This is a genomic window from Phenylobacterium sp. (assembly GCF_030680185.1).
Taxonomy (GTDB): domain Bacteria; phylum Pseudomonadota; class Alphaproteobacteria; order Caulobacterales; family Caulobacteraceae; genus Phenylobacterium.
This window is the reverse complement of the sequence record NZ_JAUXVZ010000054.1, coordinates 27,693-45,065: the sequence shown is the minus strand read 5'-3', so window position 1 is coordinate 45,065 and position 17,373 is coordinate 27,693. Positions and strand designations below refer to the sequence as shown.

At 67.5% G+C, this 17,373-nt stretch carries 17 protein-coding genes; 8 read left to right on the top strand and 9 right to left on the bottom strand.

Going from position 1 to position 17,373, the window contains the following annotated elements; genetic code table 11:
* Nucleotides 1-21: 21 nt before the first annotated feature.
* Nucleotides 22-1,317, bottom strand: a complete 1,296-nt coding sequence (gene glyA / locus Q8L83_RS13485; RefSeq protein WP_370868397.1) for a serine hydroxymethyltransferase — start codon at nt 1,315-1,317, stop codon at nt 22-24.
* A 176-nt stretch (nt 1,318-1,493) separates the two neighbouring features.
* Here glyA and Q8L83_RS13480 point away from each other — a divergent pair, with 176 nt between their 5' ends.
* Entirely contained in the window at nt 1,494-1,922 is a 429-nt protein-coding gene (locus tag Q8L83_RS13480; protein WP_370868396.1) for a MucR family transcriptional regulator, read from the top strand.
* A gap of 3 nt (nt 1,923-1,925) precedes the next feature.
* Here the strand turns inward: Q8L83_RS13480 and hemA are convergent, their stop codons facing one another.
* From hemA to Q8L83_RS13460, 4 genes are all read right to left on the bottom strand, one after another.
* Nucleotides 1,926-3,155 (bottom strand): 5-aminolevulinate synthase, encoded by a 1,230-nt coding sequence (gene hemA, locus Q8L83_RS13475; RefSeq protein WP_305287760.1) that lies wholly within the window; start codon nt 3,153-3,155, stop codon nt 1,926-1,928.
* Between the two features lie 157 nt (nt 3,156-3,312).
* Nucleotides 3,313-4,209, bottom strand: a complete 897-nt coding sequence (gene mmsB, locus Q8L83_RS13470) for a 3-hydroxyisobutyrate dehydrogenase (protein ID WP_305287758.1) — start codon at nt 4,207-4,209, stop codon at nt 3,313-3,315.
* A gap of 62 nt (nt 4,210-4,271) precedes the next feature.
* A complete protein-coding gene (locus tag Q8L83_RS13465) occupies nt 4,272-5,330 on the bottom strand; it encodes an enoyl-CoA hydratase/isomerase family protein (protein ID WP_305287756.1) in 1,059 nt (352 codons plus the stop codon).
* Nucleotides 5,327-6,463, bottom strand: coding sequence for an acyl-CoA dehydrogenase family protein (locus tag Q8L83_RS13460; RefSeq protein ID WP_305287754.1), 1,137 nt, complete (start codon nt 6,461-6,463; stop codon nt 5,327-5,329). The genes Q8L83_RS13465 and Q8L83_RS13460 overlap by 4 nt, the downstream gene beginning before the upstream one ends.
* A gap of 72 nt (nt 6,464-6,535) precedes the next feature.
* Between Q8L83_RS13460 and Q8L83_RS13455 the strand changes: the two genes are divergently transcribed.
* Both Q8L83_RS13455 and hemB read left to right on the top strand, forming a co-directional pair.
* Nucleotides 6,536-7,015, top strand: a complete 480-nt coding sequence (locus tag Q8L83_RS13455; protein ID WP_305287752.1) for a hypothetical protein — start codon at nt 6,536-6,538, stop codon at nt 7,013-7,015.
* Nucleotides 7,012-8,028 (top strand): porphobilinogen synthase, encoded by a 1,017-nt coding sequence (hemB, locus tag Q8L83_RS13450; protein WP_305287750.1) that lies wholly within the window; start codon nt 7,012-7,014, stop codon nt 8,026-8,028. The genes Q8L83_RS13455 and hemB overlap by 4 nt, the downstream gene beginning before the upstream one ends.
* Nucleotides 8,029-8,031: 3 nt before the next feature.
* Here the strand turns inward: hemB and Q8L83_RS13445 are convergent, their stop codons facing one another.
* Together Q8L83_RS13445 and Q8L83_RS13440 are read right to left on the bottom strand one after the other, a co-directional pair.
* On the bottom strand, nt 8,032-8,547 hold the full coding sequence (locus Q8L83_RS13445) for a GNAT family N-acetyltransferase (protein ID WP_305287749.1): 516 nt from the start codon (nt 8,545-8,547) through the stop codon (nt 8,032-8,034).
* Nucleotides 8,544-9,404 (bottom strand): NAD(P)-dependent oxidoreductase, encoded by an 861-nt coding sequence (locus tag Q8L83_RS13440; RefSeq protein ID WP_305287747.1) that lies wholly within the window; start codon nt 9,402-9,404, stop codon nt 8,544-8,546. The genes Q8L83_RS13445 and Q8L83_RS13440 overlap by 4 nt, the downstream gene beginning before the upstream one ends.
* A 96-nt stretch (nt 9,405-9,500) precedes the next feature.
* Between Q8L83_RS13440 and Q8L83_RS13435 the strand changes: the two genes are divergently transcribed.
* Complete coding sequence (locus Q8L83_RS13435) at nt 9,501-10,409, top strand: flagellar motor protein MotB (RefSeq protein ID WP_305287745.1); 909 nt, start codon at nt 9,501-9,503, stop codon at nt 10,407-10,409.
* Between the two features lie 112 nt (nt 10,410-10,521).
* The gene (locus tag Q8L83_RS13430) at nt 10,522-11,283 is read left to right on the top strand and encodes an arginyltransferase (RefSeq protein WP_305287743.1); all 762 of its coding nucleotides are present in this window, start codon (nt 10,522-10,524) and stop codon (nt 11,281-11,283) included.
* A 29-nt stretch (nt 11,284-11,312) separates the two neighbouring features.
* Here the strand turns inward: Q8L83_RS13430 and Q8L83_RS13425 are convergent, their stop codons facing one another.
* Nucleotides 11,313-11,531: a dodecin gene (locus tag Q8L83_RS13425; protein ID WP_304712272.1), complete on the bottom strand. Its 219-nt coding sequence runs from the start codon at nt 11,529-11,531 to the stop codon at nt 11,313-11,315.
* Nucleotides 11,532-11,715: 184 nt separating this feature from the next.
* On the opposite strand from Q8L83_RS13425, the gene Q8L83_RS13420 reads away from it, so the two are divergent.
* From Q8L83_RS13420 to Q8L83_RS13410, 3 genes are all read left to right on the top strand, one after another.
* On the top strand, nt 11,716-12,381 hold the full coding sequence (locus tag Q8L83_RS13420; RefSeq protein ID WP_305287740.1) for a chromosomal replication initiator DnaA: 666 nt from the start codon (nt 11,716-11,718) through the stop codon (nt 12,379-12,381).
* A 126-nt stretch (nt 12,382-12,507) separates the two neighbouring features.
* Nucleotides 12,508-14,649 carry an RNA degradosome polyphosphate kinase gene (locus Q8L83_RS13415; protein ID WP_305288090.1) on the top strand — a complete coding sequence of 714 codons (2,142 nt, stop codon included), beginning with the start codon at nt 12,508-12,510 and terminating at the stop codon, nt 14,647-14,649.
* Nucleotides 14,630-16,132, top strand: coding sequence for a Ppx/GppA phosphatase family protein (locus Q8L83_RS13410; protein ID WP_305287738.1), 1,503 nt, complete (start codon nt 14,630-14,632; stop codon nt 16,130-16,132). The genes Q8L83_RS13415 and Q8L83_RS13410 overlap by 20 nt, the downstream gene beginning before the upstream one ends.
* A 10-nt stretch (nt 16,133-16,142) precedes the next feature.
* Here the strand turns inward: Q8L83_RS13410 and rnd are convergent, their stop codons facing one another.
* A complete protein-coding gene (gene rnd / locus Q8L83_RS13405; protein ID WP_305287736.1) occupies nt 16,143-17,315 on the bottom strand; it encodes a ribonuclease D in 1,173 nt (390 codons plus the stop codon).
* Between the last annotated feature and the right edge of the window lie 58 nt (nt 17,316-17,373).

Genomic DNA, 17,373 nt, shown 5'->3' with positions numbered 1-17,373 from the left:
CCCGGCCGCATCCGTTTAGGCCTAGTTGTAGATCGGGAACCGGCGGGTCAAGGCCAGCACCTCGTCACGGACCTTGGCCTCGACCGCCGAGTTATCGCCGCCTTTCGCCAGACCATCGACCACCTCGGCGATCAGCTGGCCGATGCGGCGGAACTCGGCCGGGCCAAAGCCCCGCGACGTGCCGGCCGGCGAACCCAGGCGCAGGCCCGAGGTCTGGGTGAAGGGCAGCGGGTCGAACGGAATGCCGTTCTTGTTGCAGGTGATGTTCGCCCGCTCCAGGGCGATCTCGGCGTCGGCGCCGGTCACCCCCTTGGGCGTCAGGTCCACCAGCATCAGGTGGCTGTCGGTGCCGCCGGAGACGATCTTGAGGCCGCCGGCCGCCAGGGCGTCAGCCAGGGCGCGGGCGTTCTCCACCACCTGGCGGGCATAGAGCTTGAATTCCGGACGCAGGGCCTCGCCGAAGGCCACCGCCTTGGCGGCGATCACATGCATCAGGGGGCCGCCCTGCAGGCCGGGGAAGACCGCCGAATCGATCTTCTTGGCCAGCTTCTTGTCGTTGGTCAGGATCATGCCGCCGCGGGGACCGCGCAGGGTCTTGTGGGTCGTCGTCGTGACCACATGGGCGTGGGGCATGGGGTTCGGATAGGCGCCGCCGGCCACAAGGCCCGCATAGTGGGCGATGTCGACCATCAGGATGGCGCCGACACTGTCGGCGATCTGGCGGAAACGGGCGAAGTCGATCTCGCGGCTATAGGCCGAACCGCCGGCGATGATCACCTTGGGCTTGGCGGCCAGCGCCACTTCGGCGGCTTCGTCATAGTCGATCAACTGGTCCTGCTGGCGAACCGCATAGGACACCGGATTGAACCACTTGCCCGACTGATTGACGTTCTTGCCATGGGTCAGGTGGCCGCCCGCCGCCAGATCCATGCCCATGAAGGTGTCGCCCGGGCTCATGGTCGCCATGAAGACGGCCTGGTTGGCCTGGCTGCCGGAATGGGGTTGAACATTGGCGTACTCGGCGCCGAACAGGCGCTTGGCCCGCTCGATGGCCAGGGCTTCGGCCACGTCCACTTCCTCACAACCGCCGTAGTAGCGCTTGCCGGGATAGCCCTCGGCGTACTTGTTGGTCAGGACCGAGCCCTGCGCTTCCATCACCGCGCGGGAGACGATGTTCTCCGAGGCGATCAGTTCGATCTGATCCTGCTGGCGCTTGAGTTCGCGGCGGAGGACCTCGGCGATTTCGCGGTCAGTCTCGGCCACGCCTTGGCTGAAGAAGGCGTCGGCGGCGGAGGCGGTCTGGGCTTGGGCGGTCAAGGGCGGCTCTCGCGTCGGAATCTGCTGGGGGGCGGAGGCGCCTTTTACTCCCATTCCCGCCCGGGTTCCAACCGCCTCCACAATATGCGGGAACGAAGTCTGATCGTCGGCGTTTTTCGCCCGTCCGAGCGCCTCCAAGCTTTGCGCCGAACCTTGTGTGGTCAGAGGGGAAAGTAATGAGTGTTGATAGCGGACTCACGGCGCGTTCGGGGGATATGCTTCGTCTCGGCGTCGATATCGTATCCGCCTATGTGAGCCGCAATCCAATCAGCACTGACGCCGTGCCGGACCTGATCCGCGCGGTCCACGACACCCTGGCGACCTTGGGCGAGCCTGAGGCTCCGCCCCCCGAGGAACGGCCGAAGCCCGCAGTTCCGATCAGCAAATCCGTTCAGGACGACTACATCGTCTGTCTGGAAGACGGGAAGCGCCTGAAGATGCTCAAGCGCTACCTGCGTTCGCGCTACGACATGAGCCCCGAGGACTATCGTCGCCGCTGGGGTCTGCCGCCGGACTATCCGATGGTCGCGCCGACCTATGCCGCGCGTCGCTCGGACTTCGCCAAGCAGATCGGCCTGGGCCGCGGGGTGCGCCGGCGCAGCTAGCGCTTAGGCGGCGACGCCGCCGACCCGCTGGACGTTGCAGTGGACCCACAGGGCTTCGAGCGCCTTGGCGAGATGATCGATCATCTCGTCGCTGTGGGCCGGCGACGGCGTGAAGCGCAGGCGCTCGGTGCCGCGCGGCACGGTCGGATAGTTGATCGGCTGCACATAGACGCCGTAGTCGCTGAGCAGGATGTCGGAGATCATCTTGCAGTGGACCGGGTCGCCGACCAGCACCGGCACGATATGGCTTTCCGACGGCATGACCGGCAGGCCAGCCTTGGTCAGCCGTTCCTTGAGGGCCTGAGCGCGACCCTGGTGGGCCACGCGGACCTCATTGTGTTCCTTCAGATAGCGGATCGACGCCACCGCGCCGGCGGCCAGGGCCGGCGGGATCGAGGTGGTGAAGATGAAGCCATCGGCATAGGAGCGGATCGCGTCGATGATCACCGCGTCGGCGGCGATATAGCCGCCCATGACGCCGAACGCCTTGCCCAGCGTGCCTTCGATGATGTCGATCTGATCCATCACCCCGTCGCGCTCGGCGACGCCAGCGCCGCGGGGGCCGTACATGCCCACCGCATGGACCTCGTCGAGATAGGTCATGGCGCCATACTTCTTGGCCAGGGCGACCATGGCCGGCATGTCGGCGATGTCGCCGTCCATGGAATAGACGCTCTCGAAGGCGATCAGCTTGGGGGCGTCGGCGGGCGCCGCGGCCAGCAGCTCCTCAAGATGCGCCAGATCGTTGTGGCGGAACACGCGGCGCTGCTCGCGGGCGCCGGCGCGGATGCCCGAGATCATCGAATTATGGTTGAGCTCATCGGAGAACATGATGAGCCCGGGCAGGATCTTATAGAGGGTCGAGAGCGACGCCTCGTTGGACACATAGCCCGAGGTGAACAGAAGCGCGGCTTCCTTGCCGTGCAGGTCGGCCAGCTCGTGCTCGAGCTCGACATGATAGTGGGTCGTGCCGGAGATGTTGCGGGTGCCGCCGGAGCCGGCGCCGGCCTCGTCGATGGCCGTCTTCATGGCCTCGATCACGACCGGGTTCTGGCCCTGGCCGAGATAGTCGTTGGAGCACCAGACCACGATGTCCTGGGCTTCGCCGTCCGGGCGCGTCCAGGTGGCGCGGGGGAAGTTCCCGCGATGGCGCTTCAGGTCGGCGAAAACCCGATAACGGCCTTCGGCGTGAACCCGCTCGAGGGCGTTGTGGAAAGCGGTCCTGTAATCCATCGACACGAAATCCGGCGGCACGCTCGACGATCTCACGCCGCAGCCGGTCCCCTTAATATTCCGCCCGGCTTTTCGCACCGGGTTCGGAGCATGTCTACAAGGCGCAGTGTCGCGCCAGCTTGATCTACGTCAACGAACGCCCATTCTTCGCCAGCCGTCAGGCAAGCAGGTCCAGTCGTCCGCGCAGCACCTGAATTAGGCCCGAAAAGTCCTTTTCACCATAGCCTAGACGGTCAAACAGCGCATAAAGCGCCTCGGCCTGCGCCCCCAGGGGCGTGGAAGCCCCCACTGAAGCCGCCGCCCCCTGGGCCAGCTTCAGGTCCTTCAGCATCATGGCGCCGGCGAATCCGCCCTCATAGCCACGGTTTGACGGCGCAGCCGCCACCGGGCCCGGCCAAGGGCAGTAGGAGGTCAGCGACCAGCACTGCCCCGACGAGGCCGAGGCGATCTCGACGAATCGCTCGGGGTCGAGTCCCAGCCCTTCGGCCAGAGACAGGGCCTCGCAGGCGCCGATCATCGATATGCCCAGCAGCATGTTGTTGCAGATCTTGGCCGCCTGCCCTGCCCCGGCGTCGCCGGCCCGCACCACGGTCTTGGCCATCGGCCTCAGCACCGCTTCCACATCGGCGAAGTCGTCTTCGGCGCAACCCACCATGAAGGTGAGTCCGCCCGCCGCAGCCGCCGTCACGCCGCCCGAGACAGGCGCATCGGCGGGACGCAGGCCCGCGGCCGTAGCCTGACCGGCCACCAGGCGGGCCGTATCGACGTCGATGGTGGAACAGTCGATCACCAGCGCGTTCCTGGCCGCGCCGGCCAGGACAGCCTGCTGGTAGACCTCGTGCACATGGGTCCCGGCGGGCAGCATGGTGATGACGACCTCAGCGCCAGAGACGGCGTCGAGGGCGGACGCCGAAGACGTCGCGCCCGCGGCGACGGCGCGGGCCAGGGCGTCGGCGGAAAGGTCGGAGGCCCTCACCTCATGCCCCGCTGCGGCCAACACGGCGGCCATGCCGCCGCCCATATTGCCCAGGCCGATGAAGGCGTAGCAGGTCATGCCCGCCCCGCGGGACTGGTGGTCTGCATGGCGATCTCCCTTGGTGGCGGACGCGCGCCGCCTTACTCCAAGGGTAGCGGCCGCCAGGCCTGGGCGGAAGGCAGGGGGGCGAATATCTCGTCGAGCATGGTGTCGGTGACGCCTTCGAGACGATCGGGATTCCAGCGGGGCGCATTGTCCTTGTCGATGATCACCGCGCGGACCCCCTCGATGAAGTCGTAGAGGCCGACCACCCGGGCGCCGATGCGATACTCCATCTCCATATTCTCGGCGAAGGTCTCGGCCTGAGCCCCCAGGGCCAGCTGCCGGAAGGCGACCTTGAGGGTCTGGGGCGACTTGGTCTTCAGGACGTCCAGTTGGGCGGCGGCCCAGGCGCCGTCGTCGGCCTCCAGGGCGGCGAAGATCGCCTCGACACTGTCGCCGTCGAACAGCCGGTCCATCTCGTCGCGATGAAGACCCAGGGGCGGACGTCCGGCGTCAGCCTCCAGCAGGGTGAGATGCGTCTCGACGGCGGCGGGATCGGCGACGAGTTGCGCCTTCAGCGCCTCGATGTTGGCGGAGTCCACATAGTCGGTGGCCAGGCCCAGCAGTTCGCAGTCAGCCGCCTTCAGCCGGGCGCCGGTCAGGGCGAGCCAGAGGCCGGACTTGCCCGGCAGCCGCGGCAGATGCCAGCCGCCGCCCACGTCGGGAAACAGGCCGATCCCCGTTTCCGGCATGGCAAAGGTCGTCCTTTCGGTGGCGACCCGATAGCGCGCCGGCAGAGCCAGGCCGACGCCGCCGCCCATGGTCACCCCGTCCATGATCGCCATGACCGGCTTGGGATATTCGAAGATCAGGTGGTTGAGCCGGTACTCGGTGAAGAAGAATTCCCGGGCCGCAAAGCCGTCGCGGGCGCCGCTCTCGGCGAGCATGCGGATATCGCCGCCCGCGCAGAAGCCCCGCTCGCCGGAATGGTCGATCAGGACGAAGTCCACCGCCGGATCGGTCCGCCAGTCCACCAGGGCGTCGATCATCGTCCGGCACATGCTGGTCGTCAGGGCGTGCAGGGCCTTGGGGCGGTTCAGCGTGATCCGTCCGACGGCGCCCTCGATACGGGTCAGGACCTCGGGCTCGTCGGTCATCGAAACATCTCCCGGGCGATGATCACCCGCATGATTTCGTTCGTCCCCTCCAGGATCTGGTGGACGCGCAGGTCGCGGACGATCCGCTCCAGCGGGTAGTCGGCCAGGTAGCCGTAGCCGCCATGCAGTTGCAGGGCCTCGTTGGCCACATGGAAGCCGGCGTCGGTGGCGAAGCGCTTGGCCATGGCGCAGAGCTTGGTGGCGTCGGGGCGTCCGGCGTCCAGGGCGGCGGCGGCGCGGCGCACCATCAGCCGGGCCGCCTCGAGTTCGGTGGCCATATCGGCCAGCTTGAACTGCAGGGCCTGGAAGTCGCGCAACGGGCGGCCAAACTGGCGGCGCTCGGCGAGGTAGGCCTGGGCGGTGTCCAGGGCCAGGGCCGCGCCGCCCAGGGAACAGGAGGCGATGTTCAGCCTTCCGCCATCCAGGCCCATCATGGCGAAACGGAAGCCCTCCCCTTCGGCGCCGATCCGATTGCTGGCCGGCACGCGCACGCCGTCGAAGTTCACCTGGGCGGTGGGCTGGGCGTTCCAGCCCATCTTCCGCTCCCGCGCCCCGAATGACAGGCCCGGCGTCCCCGCCTCGACGACAAAGGCCGAGACGCCGCCGGCGCCCGGCCCGCCCGTGCGGGCCATCACCACATAGAGGTCGGAGGTCCCGCCGCCGGAGATGAAGGCCTTGGAGCCGTTCAGCACATAGACCTCGTCATCGCGGACGGCGGTCGTGGTCAGGGCTGCGGCGTCGGAGCCGGCCCCAGGCTCCGTCAGGCAATAGGACGCCACCAACTCCATGGTCGTCAGCCGGGGCAGATAGCGGGCTCGAAGATCGGCGTCGCCGAACCTGTCGATCATCCAGGCGGCCATGTTGTGGATGGTCAGATAGGCGGTGGAGGCGACATCCCCATAGGCGAGCGCTTCAAAGATGATCGAAGCGTCCAGGCGCGACAGCCCCGCCCCGCCCACATCCTCTGACAGGTAGATGCCGGCAAACCCAAGGCTGGCCGCTCGGCGCAGCGTGTCGACCGGAAAGTGGCTTTCGCGGTCCCATTGCGCCGAAAAGGGCGTCAGTTCGGCCGCGGCGAAGGCCTGGGCCGCAGCCTGAAGGGCCCGCTGATCCTCGGAGAACTCGAAATCCATGACCTTGGGCCTCCCTGGGCTTGAGGAAGTCGCGCGGGCGGCGCACCCTGTCAACGACAGGGGGAGATCAGAATGACCTTCAACAGCGGCGGCGCCAGCGCCGTGGAGTCGGGCCGCAACCTCGCCCTTCTCAATTACGCCTTGATGTTCGCCGCCGTCTTCTTCGCCGGCGTGCCGGCCCTGGCGGCGGTGATCATCGCCTATACCCAGCGCGATTCGGCGCAGGAGCCCGCGCGCAGCCACTTCGGCTTTCAGATCCGCAGCTTCTGGGTGGCCTTCGTCCTGGCCTTGCTGGCCGGCGTCTGTGGCCTGGCCGCCGTCATCCACATCCTGGCCTCGCTCTATGGCCTGGCCAACACCGCGGGCTGGGGCGGCGTCGATCAGATGGAGGTGGTGATCGGCCAGGTGGCCATCGACGCCACCCTGCTGTTCCTGATCGTCGGCGCGATCGCCCTCGGCTTCCTGTCGGGGCTCTGGCTGATCGGCGCTTCCATTGTCGGCGCCGTCAGGCTTGCGTCGGACAAGACGATGGGTAAGAGCCGGGCCCTATGAGCCTTCCCCCCCTCGCCGCCTACCCCGCCCTGCGTCTGCGCCGCCTGCGCCAGGCCGACTGGATTCGCAGCCTTGTCCGCGAAACCGTCCTCACGCCGTCCGATCTGATCTGGTCGATGGTGGTCCATGAGGGCGAGGGCCAGGTTCCGGTGGCCTCGATGCCCGGCGTCGCCCGACTGTCGGTGGCCGAGGCGGCCAAGGCTGCGGTCGAGGCGCGGCGGTTGGGAATTCCGGCCATCGCCATCTTCCCGCACATCGACATGGCCCGGAAGGACGCCTCAGGCTCCCTGGCGGCTGACCCGGACGGGGTGATCTGCCGGGCGGTCAAGGCCATGAAGGACGCCGCCCCCGAGGTCGGCATCATGTGCGATGTGGCGCTCGATCCCTTCACCGATCACGGCCACGACGGCCTGATCGAGAACGGCCGCATCCTCAACGACGCCACGATCGAGCGACTGGTCGAGCAGGCCCTGGTCCAGGCCAAGGCCGGCTGCGATATCCTGGCCCCGTCGGACATGATGGATGGCCGGGTCGGCGCCCTGCGCAGCGCCCTGGAGGCCGAAGGTCTGCAGGACGTGATGATCATGTCCTATGCGGCCAAGTACGCCTCGGCCTTCTACGGCCCCTATCGCGACGCCATCGGCTCGGGGAAACTAGGCACAGGCACTGTGGATAATCCTGGGGACAAGAAGACCTACCAGATGGACCCGGCCAATACGGAGGAGGCCCTGCGCGAGGTCGCCCTCGATATCGCCGAGGGCGCCGACATGGTGATGGTCAAGCCGGGCCTCCCCTATCTCGACATCCTGCGCCGCCTGGTGGAGGCCTATCGCCTGCCGACCTTCGCCTTCCAGGTGTCGGGGGAGTACGCCATGATCAAGGCCGCCGGCGCCAATGGCTGGATCGACGAGGATCGCGCCATCCTGGAGAGCCTTGGCGCCTTCAAGCGCGCCGGCGCCGCCGGCACCATCACCTACTTCGCCCCCCACGCCGCGCGCCTTCTGGGCGCCTGATCCTCAGGTCTGACCAACCCCGGCAAGGTAGTAGGCGCTGGGTTGGTCCCAGCCTTCCAGTTGGCGGACGTCGACGAACCGCAGGCCGATCTTCTCGAGCACCCTGCGCGAGGCCAGGTTGTCCGGGTTGACGATGGCCGCGACGGTCTCAAGGCCGAGCACCTCTTGGGCATGGGCCAGCACGGCGGCGGCGGCCTCCTGGGCGTAACCCTGGCCCCAGGCCCGCTCAAGGAAGGCATAGCCCACATCCACATGCGGCAGGACCTCACGCTTGACGAGACCTGCCAGGCCTATGGGCTCAGGGGAATCTCTCGGCGTCACCACCCACATGCCGAAGCCGTGGTCCAGGTAGCTGCTGATGATGCGGGTCTCGATATAGGCCTGCGCCTCTTCCAGGGTGCGGACGCCGCGATCACCGATCCCCTGGACGAATCCCGGGGCATTGAGCAGTTCGAGGATGAAGGCCGCGTCGCTGGCCTCCGCCGCCCGCAGCCGCAGCCGCGCGGTCTGCAGGATCATTTCGGCCGTTCCAGGCGGGCCACGAGGCTGGAGGTGTCCCAGCGCGCGCCGCCCATGGCCTGGACCTCCGCATAGTAGCTGTCCACCAGACGGGTCACGTCGAGGCGCGCGCCGTTGTCGCCGGCCTCGTCCAGGACAAGACCCAGATCCTTACGCATCCAGTCGACGGCGAAGCCGAAATCGAACCGCCCCTCGGCCATGGTCGGCCAGCGATTATCCATCTGCCAGGACTGAGCCGCGCCCTTGGAGATCGCCGCCAGCACGTCGGCCGGGTCGAGCCCCGCGCGCTGGGCGAAATGCAGGCCTTCGGCCAGACCCTGGACCACGCCGGCGATGCAGATCTGGTTGACCATCTTGGTGAGTTGGCCAGCGCCCGCCGGTCCCATCAGCTTCACCGCCTTGGCATAGGCGCCGACGACGGCCTCGGCGCGGGCGAAGGCGCCGGCGTCGCCCCCGCACATGATGGTCAGCTGGCCAGCTTCGACGCCCGCCTGACCGCCGGACACCGGCGCATCGATGAAGCTCGCGCCGGCCTCGGCGCAAAGCTGCGCCATCTCCCGCGCCAGCCTGGCCGAGGTCGTGGTGTGGTCGACAATCACCGCGTTCGGGGCAAGCGATGGAAGGGCCTGCGTCACCACAGCGCGGACGTCGTCGTCATTGCCCACGCAGAGCAAAAGGAACTCGGCGTCCTGAGCGGCTTCCGCCGCCGTGGCGCCGGCGCGCCCCCCGTGGGTCGCCACCCAGCGGCCCGCCTTTTCCGGACTACGGTTAAAGACCGCGACCTCGTGGCCGGCCTTGGCCAGATGGCCGGCCATGGGAAATCCCATCACGCCCAGGCCCGCAAACGCCAGTTTCATAAGGTTCGGCCCCCTTCAGACTCATCGAATGGCAACGCCATCTTAACGAGCCGCACGTCACCTTGCGGGTCAATTAGCGTTAACCGGGGTGTGTCGATGGCGACGGGCGAGCGGCCGATCGTTATCAAGAAGGTCAAGAAGGGCGGCGGCCATGGGCACCATGGCGGCGCCTGGAAGGTGGCCTATGCCGACTTCGTCACCGCGATGATGGCCTTCTTCCTGCTGATGTGGCTGATCAACACCACCAGCCCTGAGCAGAAGCGCGGCATCGCCGACTATTTCGCGCCGGCCAGCATTTCGTCGACGACCTCGGGTTCGGGCGGCATTCTGGGCGGCACCGCCCTGGGCGCCGATGGCGCCAAGTCCTCCGGCTCGATGTCGATCATCGAGCAGATGTCGCCGGAATCACCGAACCCGGAAGAAGACGGCAAGACGCAGGACCCCTCCGCCACGAGCCAGATGCAGGAGGCCAGCACCGAGGCCCTGCGCGAAGCCCTGCAAAAACGAGAAGAAGCCGCCTTCCAGTCCGCGGCCCAGTCCTTGCGGCAGGCGCTGCAGGACATGCCCGAGCTGGCCGAGCTGTCGAAGAACATCATCATCGACCAGACGCCAGAAGGCCTGCGCATCCAACTGGTCGATCAGGAGGGCCGCTCCATGTTCGCCGAAGGATCAGGTCAGCCCAACGACCGGGCTCGGCTGCTTCTGCGCGCGGTCTCCAAGATCATCACCCAGCTGCCCAACCGGGTGAGCATCTATGGCCACACCAGCGTAAGCGCAGACGGCTCCCGCGCCGAGGGCGACTGGGCCCTGTCGGCGACACGGGCTGATTCCTCGCGCCGGGTGCTGCAGACCGCAGGCGTCGCCTCGGATCGGATCTATCAGGTCGCGGGCAAGGCCAATTCCGAGCCGCTCTATCCCGATGACCCGACCCTGCCCGGTAACCGCCGGATCGCCATCGTTCTGCTTCGCGAAGCGCCCGTGCTTCCGCCAGATGTGCGTCCCTGACGAGGGTTCGTTCCGCGGCCGGATTGCTCACCGAAATGTGTCGGCTTGCCTGCGAGCCGCACATGCCTCCTAATCGGTTCCTCAACAGGGGTTCGAGGGCGAACGCAGGTCCGTGACGCAGCATTTCCCGACGCGACAGCTTAGGTTTTTCCTGACCGCGCCGTCGCCTTGCCCCTACCTGCCGGGTCGCTTCGAACGCAAGGTGTTCGCCCACCTGCCCATGTCCGACGGTCCAGGCGTCAACGACTCCCTCACCCAGATCGGCTTCCGGCGCTCTCAGAACATCGCCTATCGCCCGGCCTGCGAAGCCTGCGTGGCTTGCGTGTCGGCCCGCCTGCCGGTCGAAGACTATGTGTTCTCGCGGTCGGAACGGCGGATTCTTGCCCGCAACGACGACATTGTTCGGTCCGTCGTCGAGGCCGAGGCGACCATGGAGCAGTTCGAACTACTCCGGCGCTATCTGAGCACCCGTCACGCCGAGGGCGGCATGGCCGAGATGAGCTGGCCCGACTATGTCGCCATGGTCGAGGATACCGCCGTGCGAACCCATCTGGTGGAGTATCGTGTCCAATCCGACGATGGCGGCCCCGGCGATCTGATCGCCTGCGCCCTGATCGACCTGATGTCGGACGGCCTGTCGATGGTCTACAGCTTCTACAACCCCGCCGAGGCCCGTCGCAGCCTGGGCTCCTTCATGATCCTCGATCACGTCGTGCAGGCAGGCCTCATCGGGGTGCCTTGCGTCTATCTGGGCTATTGGGTGCGGGGCAGCGAGAAGATGGACTACAAGGCCCGCTTCTCGCCGATAGAACTGCTCCGCCCCGAAGGCTGGGTGCGGATGAGCAGCCGCGAGGCCCTGGGCCCGCGCGGCTGACCTTCCTGCCCGCTCAAGCGCGGCGCGCGCTAGTCGCGGGAGCCTTCCATGGTGAAGCCGACCTTCAAATAGACCTGGAAGTGACCGACCTGGCCATCGACGATCTCGCCGCGGGTGGCGGTGACCTCGTACCAGCGCATGTCACGCAGCGACTTGCTGGCCTCGGAGATGGCGTTGCGGATCGCATCATCGATGCTGTCCTTGGACGACCCGACCAGTTCAACGACCCTGTAGACGTGCTCCGACATGGTGAACTCCCTCATAGGCGCCCCGATGGCGCAGGACAGCTAAGCGCCCACAACCGCCGCCGCGTTCCGCCGCCCTGCACAGGACGGTGGCGTTCATCCCCAGGGGCCTGCGCCTCGCAGCATCGACCAGCGCCAACGCGCCTGATAGATTCGTGCGTGAAATGAGTTCCTTAGGACATGGACCATGGCCCGGCAGCTTCGGCTGAAGCTTCGACGCCCGCCGTCCTATGACCGGGAGGCCTTCGCCCCCGGCCCCTCCAACGCCGCAGCGCGCGCCGCTCTGACCGCCTGGCCGGCCTGGCACGGCGGCGCCCTGGTCCTGGTGGGCCCCGAGGGCGTCGGCAAGACCCACCTCGCCAGCCTCTGGGCCCAAGACGTCGGCGCGCGCCGACTTGGCCCCCGCGACGTGGACCTGGCTGACGCCGGTCCTGTGCTGATCGAGGATGTGGACCAGGGGTTCGACGCCGAATTCCTGTTTCACCGGATCAACATGGCCGGCCGACCTGGGGCCGGCCTGCTGCTGACCGCCCGCACCGCGCCGGCCGGTTGGCCGGCCGAGCTTCCGGACCTTCGCTCGCGCCTGAACGCCCTTCAGGTGGCCGAGATCGAGGCGCCGGACGACGAGGTGCTCGAGGCGATCCTGCGGCGGCAGTTCGCCCGCTGCAACATCACCCCGCACGACGACGTGATCCCCTACATCCTGCGCCGGATCGAGCGCTCGGCGCCGGCCGCCTGGGAGGTGGTGCGCCGACTGGACGCCGCCTCCGGCGAGAGCCACCGGCCGGTGTCTCGCGTGCTGGCGCGGCAGGTTCTTGAAACCGACACCGAAAATCTTGACCTTTTCGAGTGACCCTCAGGCCTGGATCGGCGAGGCTCGCACCGTTCCATGTTTCGAGAGGTCCCCATGTCCTACGTCGCGTCCCAACCGCCCAAAGGCGAATCCCAGGTCGGGAAAGCGCTGGGCTGGGACGCCGACATGGCGGCCTCCAGCGACCGGTTCTTCAACCGGGAAATCTCGTGGCTGGCCTTCAATGAGCGGGTGCTCTCAGAGAGCAAGAATCCCCGCCACCCGCTGCTGGAGCGGCTGCGGTTCCTGTCGATCTCAGCCAACAATCTCGACGAATTCTACATGGTCCGCGTGGCGGGCCTGAAGGCCCAGGTGCGCGAACGTGTCCGCTCCATCAGCCAGGACGGCCTGACCGCCGCCGAGCAGCTGGAAAAGGTCAACGCCGAGGCCGCCATGCTGATGACCGACCAGCAGAACCGCTGGCGCGACCTGCGGCGGGAACTGGCGGCGGAAGGCCTGCGCCTGGTGGAGGCCGATGAGGTGACCCCAGCCGAGCGGGCCAGCCTTGAGGCGGCCTTTCTCAGCCTGGTCTTCCCGATCCTGACCCCGCTGGCCATCGACCCGGCTCACCCCTTCCCGTTCATCCCGAACCTGGCCTTCTCCCTGGCCCTGACCCTTCAGCGGGAGTCCGACGGCAAGAAGTTCAACGCCCTGGTGCCGATCCCCGCCCAGGTGGCGCGCTTCTGGCAGCTGGAAGCCCCCCGGGGCGGTCGCAAGCCCGCCAAGCCGCAACGGCGCTCGATCTCGCTCGAGGGCATGGTCGCCCTGTTCGTGGATCACCTGTTTCCCGGCTGTGATGTCGAAGCCAGCGGCGTGTTCCGCCTGATCCGCGATTCCGACGTGGAGATCGAGGAAGAGGCCGAGGACCTGGTGCGCGAGTTCGAGGCGCGGCTGAAGCAGCGGCGCCTGGGCTCGGTGGTTCGGGTCGAGATCGAACAGGCCATGCCCGAGAGCCTGCGCGGCTTCATCTGCGAAAACCTCAGCGCCCAGCCCGACGACGTCCTGCTGATCGATGGCCTGCTGGGCCTGGATGAGCTCTCGCAGCTCATTCCGCCTGATCGTCCGGACCTGAAGTTCAAGCCGTTCACCGCCCGCTTTCCGGAGCGCATCCTCGACCACGGGGGCGATTGCTTCTCGGCGATCCGGGAAAAGGACATCCTGGTCCACCACCCTTTCGAGAGCTTCGATGTGGTGGTGCAGTTCGTGCGCCAGGCCGCCCGCGACCCGCACGTCCTGGCGATCAAGCAGACCCTTTATCGAACCTCATCGGACAGCCCGATCGTCGCGGCCCTGATCGAGGCGGCCGAGAACGGCAAGAACGTCACCGCCGTCATCGAGATCAAGGCGCGGTTCGACGAAGAGGCCAATCTGAAATGGGCCCGGGACCTGGAGCGGGCCGGCGTCCACGTGGTCTTCGGCTTCGTGGAGTACAAGACCCACGCCAAGCTCTCGGTGGTGGTCCGTCGCGAGGGCGATCAGGTTCGCACCTATTGTCACTACGGCACCGGCAACTATCACCCGGTCACGGCGCGAATCTATACCGACCTGTCACTGTTCACGACCGATCCGGCCCTGGCGCGGGACTCCTCGCGGGTGTTCAATTTCATCACTGGCTATGCCCGGCCGACCCAGCTGGAGAAGCTGTCCTTCTCGCCGGTGACCATGAAGGACGACCTGATCAGTCTGATCGGTCAGGAGGCCGCCAACGCCAAGGCCGGCAAGCCGGCCGCCATCTGGGCCAAGATGAACGCCCTGGTCGATCCCGAGGTTATCGACGCCGTCTATGTCGCCAGTCAGGACGGCGTCTCCATCGACCTCGTCATCCGCGGCATCTGCTGTCTGCGGCCAGGCGTGCCGGGCCTGTCAGAGAATATCCGGGTCAAGAGCATCGTCGGCCGCTTTCTGGAGCATTCGCGGATCGTGGCCTTCGCCAACGGCCATCCCATGCCGTCCGGCAAGGCCAGAGTGTTCATCTCGTCGGCCGACTGGATGCCGCGCAACCTGGACCGCCGGGTCGAAAGCCTGGTGCCGGTGGAAAATCCGACGGTGCACCAGCAGGTGCTGCAGCAGATCATGGTCGCCAGCCTCAAGGATGAGGCCCAGAGCTGGACGCTGGATGCTTCGGGGCGCTACACCCGCGATCCCAACTGGGACCATCCCAGCGCCTTTTCCGCGCACGAGTACTTCATGACCAATCCAAGCCTGTCTGGCCGGGGACAACGTGTGAAGGATATGCCGCGCGCGATCGATCATGTCGCCGCACGAAGCTAGGCCTGAAAGCCGCCAGGCGGCCGTCATCGACGTTGGCTCCAACTCTGTCCGACTGGTGATCTACCGGCTCGAAGGGCGCGCCATCTGGACCGTCTATAACGAAAAGGCCCTGGCGGGGCTTGGCCGGGAGTTGGCCGAGACCGGTCGGCTGGCCCCGGACGGCGTCGAGATCGCGCTGGGCGCCCTGCGCCGGTTCCGCGCCATCCTCCAGGGCTGGGAGCCGCATGAGATCGTGTCCGTCGCCACGGCCGCCGTCCGCGAGGCCGAGGATGGGCCGGCCTTCGCCGAGCGGTTGCGCGGCGAGCTCGGCCTGCCGTTGCGGGTGCTTTCGGGGGAAGAAGAGGCCTACTTCGCCGCCGCCGGCGTCCTGGCGGGCCATCCGGGCGCTCGCGGCCTGGCCGGCGACCTCGGCGGCTCGAGCCTGGAGCTGGTGCGTCTTGGCCATGATGGGCCGGAGCCGGGAGTCACCCTGCCGCTCGGGCCATTCGCTCTTGGGGCGCCGCGGCCGCTGGCCGTGGATGACGCCAGACGGCTGATCGACGCCAGCCTCGATCCCCTGGCCGACGGACTCAACTGCGCGGAATTTCACGCCGTGGGCGGCGCCTGGCGCAATCTCGGCCTGTTGCACATGATCATGACGGACTACCCCCTGCGGGTGGCCCATCAGTACGAGATGTCCCGCTCCGAGGCCCTGGACCTGAGCCGCTTCGTGGTCCGGCAATCACGAAATTCGCTGGAGCGGATCGAGGGGCTGTCGAAGAAGCGCTACGAGACCCTCCCCTATGCGGCGCTCGTGCTGGAGACCCTGATCGAGCGCCTGGGCCTGGAGCGGATCGTGATCTCGGCCTTCGGCCTGCGGGAGGGCCTGCTGTGGCACGGCATGGACGAGGCGGTCCGTCGGCGCGATCCCCTGCTGGAGGGCTGCGTGGCCATGAGCGCCATGCGGGGCCTGTCGGCGGGCGATCTTACCAGCGCCCTGCATGCCTGGGTCACGCCGGCCCTGCGCGTCCTGCCGCCGGTGTTCGAGGATCGAGATCCACTGCTGATCGCCGCGGCCTGCCGGCTGGCCGACCTCGGCGGCCGCCTGCACCCCGACCATCGCGCCGAACTGGCCTTCGCCCAGGTCCTGAGGGCGCCCATCGCGGGCATGAGCCACGCCGAGCGGTGCTTCCTGGCGCTGGCGACCTTCGCCCGCCATTCCGCCTCCAGCAACATCCCGGAGTCCGCCACCATCATGCGCGTGCTCAGCGCCGAGCGCCGGGCCCGGGCCAGGGCCCTGGGCGCCGCCCTGCGCCTCGGCGCCGACCTCTCGGGCCGCAACGGCCAGCTCCTGTCGGAAGCCCGGCTGGAGGTGGATGGCCCGGTCCTTCGCCTGACGGCGACTCCCGGCTGGTCTGACCTCTTGCTTGGGGAGCAGACAAAGAAAAGGGCGGCGACACTGGCCGCCGCCCTGAAACTCAAGCTCGAACTTAAGGCGCTTTAGCCGACAAGCCTTAGGAGGACTGGCGCGGCGCGCGGCGGACCTCAACGACGCGCACCCGTGCGCCGTCGAGCACCAGGGCCAGTTCGCCGCGCTTCACCCGCAGGGCGTCCTCGCCAAAAGCTTCCCGGCGCCAACCCTGCAGGGCGGGCGTCTCGGCGTCGTCGTCATTGGCGATCTGTTCCAGGTCGGAGACCGTCGCGATGAGCTTCGAGGCGACGCCGGCGTCCTCGGCGCGGGCCTTGAGCAGCACCTTGAGCAGCTCGACCACGGCGCCTGCGGCCGGCGAGTTGGTGCTGCGGGCGCGCTCCACCTGCGGGGCGTTGGCCTCGGGATTCTTCAGTCCCTCGCGGATGGCCTCGAGGAGGTCGGGGCCAAACTTCGAGCCGGAGAAGCCCTTGGGCACCGAGCGAAGCCGATCGAGGCCGGCGGCGTCCGTCGGGGCCTGCGTCGCCACTTCGTCGATGGCGTCGTCCTTCAGGATGCGCCCGCGGGGCTGGTCGCGGCTTTGGGCGGTCCGTTCGCGCCAGGCGGCCACGGCCTTGTAGACCGACAGATATTTCGAGGTGTGCCGGCGCGGCTTCAGCCGCTTCCAGGCGTTCTCCGGCTCGACATCGTAATTGGCCGGATCGGTCAGGGCCTGCATCTCGTCGGTCACCCAGACCAGGCGGTTCTCCTTCTCCAGCCGCGCGCGCAGCATGGGATAGAGCTTGGCCAGGTGTGTGACGTCGGCCAGCGCATAGGTCAGCTGAGATTCCGCCAGCGGCCGCCGGGCCCAGTCGGTGAAGCGGCTCGACTTGTCGAGCTCGATCTTCAGCATCTGTCGGACCAGGGCGTCATAGGCGATCTGCTCGCCGAACCCGGCGGCCATCCCGGCCACCTGGGTGTCGAACAGCGGCTTCGGCATGGCCTTCAGGTTGTTGAAGATTTCAACGTCCTGTCGGGCGGCGTGGAAGACCTTCAGGATGGTCTCGTCCCGCATGATTTCCAGGAATGGCTCAAGGTCCATACCCTCGGCCATGGGGTCGATGACCGCTTCGTCGCTGGGGGTCGCCGCCTGGATCAGGCAGAGCTTGGGCCAGTATGTGGTCTCGCGCATGAACTCGGTGTCCACGGCGACGAAGGGCTGCCCCTTCAGTCTGTCGCAGAACGCCGCGAGTTCGGCGGTGGTTGTAATCGGCGTCATCCGGTAGCTATAGCCTCGCGCGCGACCGAGTCTGCAAGCGCCCGATGCATGGGCGCAT

What these genes read in the sequence shown, in the direction of transcription:
- Q8L83_RS13420 (WP_305287740.1), top strand. Translation starts at nt 11,716, where the DNA reads ATGGCCCGGCAGCTTCGGCTGAAGCTTCGACGCCCGCCGTCCTATGAC.
- Q8L83_RS13415 (WP_305288090.1), top strand. Translation starts at nt 12,508, where the DNA reads ATGGCGGCCTCCAGCGACCGGTTCTTCAACCGGGAAATCTCGTGGCTG.
- Q8L83_RS13445 (WP_305287749.1), bottom strand. Translation starts at nt 8,547, where the DNA reads ATGATCCTGCAGACCGCGCGGCTGCGGCTGCGGGCGGCGGAGGCCAGC.
- Q8L83_RS13455 (WP_305287752.1), top strand. Translation starts at nt 6,536, where the DNA reads ATGACCTTCAACAGCGGCGGCGCCAGCGCCGTGGAGTCGGGCCGCAAC.
- hemA (WP_305287760.1), bottom strand. Translation starts at nt 3,155, where the DNA reads ATGGATTACAGGACCGCTTTCCACAACGCCCTCGAGCGGGTTCACGCC.
- Q8L83_RS13460 (WP_305287754.1), bottom strand. Translation starts at nt 6,463, where the DNA reads ATGGATTTCGAGTTCTCCGAGGATCAGCGGGCCCTTCAGGCTGCGGCC.
- Q8L83_RS13480 (WP_370868396.1), top strand. Translation starts at nt 1,494, where the DNA reads ATGAGTGTTGATAGCGGACTCACGGCGCGTTCGGGGGATATGCTTCGT.
- Q8L83_RS13425 (WP_304712272.1), bottom strand. Translation starts at nt 11,531, where the DNA reads ATGTCGGAGCACGTCTACAGGGTCGTTGAACTGGTCGGGTCGTCCAAG.
- hemB (WP_305287750.1), top strand. Translation starts at nt 7,012, where the DNA reads ATGAGCCTTCCCCCCCTCGCCGCCTACCCCGCCCTGCGTCTGCGCCGC.
- rnd (WP_305287736.1), bottom strand. Translation starts at nt 17,315, where the DNA reads ATGACGCCGATTACAACCACCGCCGAACTCGCGGCGTTCTGCGACAGA.
- mmsB (WP_305287758.1), bottom strand. Translation starts at nt 4,209, where the DNA reads ATGACCTGCTACGCCTTCATCGGCCTGGGCAATATGGGCGGCGGCATG.
- Q8L83_RS13465 (WP_305287756.1), bottom strand. Translation starts at nt 5,330, where the DNA reads ATGACCGACGAGCCCGAGGTCCTGACCCGTATCGAGGGCGCCGTCGGA.
- Q8L83_RS13410 (WP_305287738.1), top strand. Translation starts at nt 14,630, where the DNA reads ATGTCGCCGCACGAAGCTAGGCCTGAAAGCCGCCAGGCGGCCGTCATC.
- Q8L83_RS13440 (WP_305287747.1), bottom strand. Translation starts at nt 9,404, where the DNA reads ATGAAACTGGCGTTTGCGGGCCTGGGCGTGATGGGATTTCCCATGGCC.
- Q8L83_RS13435 (WP_305287745.1), top strand. Translation starts at nt 9,501, where the DNA reads ATGGCGACGGGCGAGCGGCCGATCGTTATCAAGAAGGTCAAGAAGGGC.